Source organism: uncultured Gimesia sp., assembly GCF_937919775.1.
GTDB lineage: Bacteria > Planctomycetota > Planctomycetia > Planctomycetales > Planctomycetaceae > Gimesia.
Window position 1 is genome coordinate 1 of the sequence record NZ_CALFPF010000597.1, and the last position, 3,269, is coordinate 3,269.

Below are 3,269 nucleotides of genomic sequence, written 5' to 3' on the forward strand. Positions count from 1 at the left end.
CACATTTTTACACTATGTATTTACGAACCAAAACGCTTTCGGGACACCCACTAGATAGTCCCCAGACCGTCTTCAAGCAGATCTCGACATACGGAGGCCAGAGAACAGAGGCCAGCGTACTGCGGTTCTTAATCTCTGATTTCGACTGCCGGCTTAAAATTGAAAAACTTAGCCCAGAATATCGTGGATCACTTCGCCGTAATCCCGTTCCAACCGCTGCCTGCCGGGATAGTTCAACTGAGTCGTATCGAGGCCCATCTGATGCAGCACGGTCGCATGCAGGTCCGTCACATAATGCCGATCTTCGACGGCATGGAAGCCGAGTTCATCGGTGGCTCCGTGAATGTGGCCTCCCTTAATGCCGCCCCCCGCCAGCGCAACACTGAAACCGTGCGGGTGATGATCGCGTCCCGAACCCTGCACGGAACTGGTTCCCTCACGGTACTCGGCACCGGGGGTCCGTCCGAATTCTGACCCGATCACCACCATTGTCTCATCCAGCAAACCACGCAGTTTCATATCTTTGATGAGCCCGGCGATCGGTTGATCGACCTGAGCAGCCAGTTGGGAATGCAGTCGCTTGATATCCCGATGCGAATCCCAGGCCCCGGCATTGCCACGGTATCCGTGGAACAGTTGAATAAACCGCACCCCCTGCTCCGTCAGACGCCGGGCAGCCAGACACTTCTCACCAAAGTCTTTTGTGACTGGGTCATTCAGACCATACAGGTTTTGCACAGATTGAGTTTCTTCCTGAAACTGCATGACTTCCGGAACCGTGGATTGCATCTGAAACGCGAGCTCGTACGATTTGATCCGCGCCTGCAGATATTGATCGTCCGGGTATTGAATCCCGGTTTGTCGATTCAATTTTCCAAGCAAACCAAACATTTTCTGCTGTTCGGCTGGCGTCAGCGATTCATCGGCCGAGCGCACAAAGGACAGCGGTTGTTTCGCGTCGACTTTCATCCGCACACCCGCATGCTCCGGCCCCAGGTAAGCAGACCCATGCGTCCAGGCAGCACCGCAACAATCAGCGCTCGGATTTCCCAGCACCACATAATGCGGCAGATTCTGGTTGCCCGAACCGAGCCCATAACTGACCCATGAACCGACGGTGGGAAACGCCCCCTCGGTAATTTTCCGGCCGGTATGGTAAGTCAACTGAGCACCATGATTGTTATCGATCGTCCACATCGAACGGACCAGTGTCAGATCATCGGCGCAGGAACCCATGTGCGGGAACCAGTCGCTGATCTCTAATCCGCTCTCGCCATACTGCTTAAAACCGGTTTGCAGCGGCATCAATGTCTTGAAAATTTCGCGTTTCTGCTTGGAGGGATCGAGCAGAACTTTGTTAATCTTGTCTTTATTCAAAACCGCATCGGCAAACGGTGTTTCATCGATCGACTTGCCCGCATATTTATTCAAAGCCGGCTTGGGGTCAAAGCTTTCCAGATGGCTCAGTCCCCCGATCAGAAAGATCCAGATCACCGATTTCGCACGGGGCGCCAGATGCCGACCTGATCCGGATTCCGTAGCTCGCAATTCCCCATTCTGAAACAGCAGCGAGGTCAACGCCATTCCGGTCATACCCATACCGGTATCTCCCAGAAACGTGCGGCGGTTCATGTGAGGCAATGACATGTTGATCTCTTTCTTCTAATTCGATGTAACAACGTCTGATCGTTAGCGGATCGTGACAAAATCATTATGGTTGAACAGCACGGTAATCAACTTCTGAAACTGCCCTTGCGACGGCGTTTCTTTGCCCCCCTCCGCCCCATCAAACAGAAATTCACGACACAGTTTCTGTTCTTCCTGATTTGGCAGACGGGACAAAACAGACAGAAACGCTTCATCAATGAAGGCGTCCACATCCCCCGTAGTCTGTTGTTCGATTTTTGCAGCCAGCGCTTCGCTGGCCAGATAAGACAGCTTACTGTTTGCCAGCGCCAGTGCCTGATGCGGCTGGACGCTCGTTTCGCGCATATAACATTCCGAGACGCTGGGTCCATCGAAAATCTGCACGAACTCGACCAGTTTTTCGTGTGCGTGTCTCAGATAAATACTCTTGCGGCGAGAATCCTGAGCCTGTTCGTTACTGATATCCGGCCCCCCCACTTGCACGTCGAGCCGTCCGGGAATAAACAGCAGATTATCGCGGACGATCTCGCCTTCCATCCTCCGAGCCGACTTTTTCCAGAGATAATGATTATCCGGGTCAATCTGAGAATTCTCTTTGGAACCGGTGCCTGCCATCCGATAAGTGGCGCTGGTGACAATCAACTGGTGCATCTCTTTCATGCTCCAGTCACGTTGCATCAATTCTGCAGCGAGCCAGTCCAACAGTGCCGGGTGCGTCGGCTCTCGACCATTGCCGCCAAACTCATTTACCGTGGGTACAATCGGCTGACCAAAATGCCGCAGCCAGATATGATTCATCGCGACCCGCGCGGTCAACGGATTGTTTTTCTCCGTCAGCCAGCGGGCAAACGCCAGACGACGCCCTGAACTTTGTTGTGGATAAGTCGGTTGCTGACGAGGCGTGTACTTCGTCGTCACTTTCTCCTGAGCTGCTTCTTCTGCTTTCTTCAGACTGGCTTTCGCCGCCTTGTGTGCTTGATCCGCTTGCTTGAGCTGCTGCTTCGCTTTGGTGATGGCTGTCTTTTTCTTGTCCTTTTCCGCCTTCGCTAATGTTTGTTTCGCCTGCTCCTGTTTCTCAATAGCAGCCGTCAATCCCCATTGCGCTTCCTTGAGAGCCGCCTCGCGCTGCAACTTCACCAGATGTTTCGCCGCGGTCTGCCAGGTATCTGTCGTCTTCTCTCCCGCGGCTTCCATCTCTTCAATCGCAAACTGCGCTTCTAAAACCGCCAGAGCACTTTCCGCAGCCAGACGTTGTTCCGGTTGTTTTGCCTGCTCCATCACACCACGCATCTGGGCAAGAAAGTCCTGTTTCACAAAATCCCGCTGCGCCGGCTGACTGGCCACCAGCGGCAGAGAAACCAGTTGCACTTTATAAGTCCCCCCCAGAAACTTCGGTACGCCGGGTGGAATGCTTTTGTCTTTCAGCGGCCGCCGCTCATCCCCTTTTTCGAAGAACCAGGTATTCGCGGTCATCGATTTATCGTAGGCCCGGGGGATGCCATTCTGAGAAATATCAAGCACACTCGCCACGCGATCGGTGCGCACGTGATAGTTTTCACAAACCGCAAGCAAACCATAGTACTCGTCCTGTCGAATCGGATCGTACATATGATCGTGACATT

General features: G+C 53.3%; 2 protein-coding genes. Both read right to left on the minus strand.

From position 1 onward, the window contains the following. Positions 1-168 precede the first annotated feature (168 nt). Entirely contained in the window at positions 169-1,647 is a 1,479-nt protein-coding gene (locus Q0294_RS17230) for a DUF1501 domain-containing protein (RefSeq protein ID WP_299467937.1), read from the minus strand. A 42-nt stretch (positions 1,648-1,689) separates the two neighbouring features. Then, positions 1,690-3,269, minus strand: a 1,580-nt coding sequence (locus Q0294_RS17235) for a DUF1553 domain-containing protein (protein WP_299467939.1), incomplete at its 5' end; no start/stop codon positions are given.

Bases quoted from the DNA above. Each gene is read 5' to 3' on its own strand.
- Q0294_RS17230 (WP_299467937.1), bottom strand. From the start codon at position 1,647: ATGTCATTGCCTCACATGAACCGCCGCACGTTTCTGGGAGATACCGGT.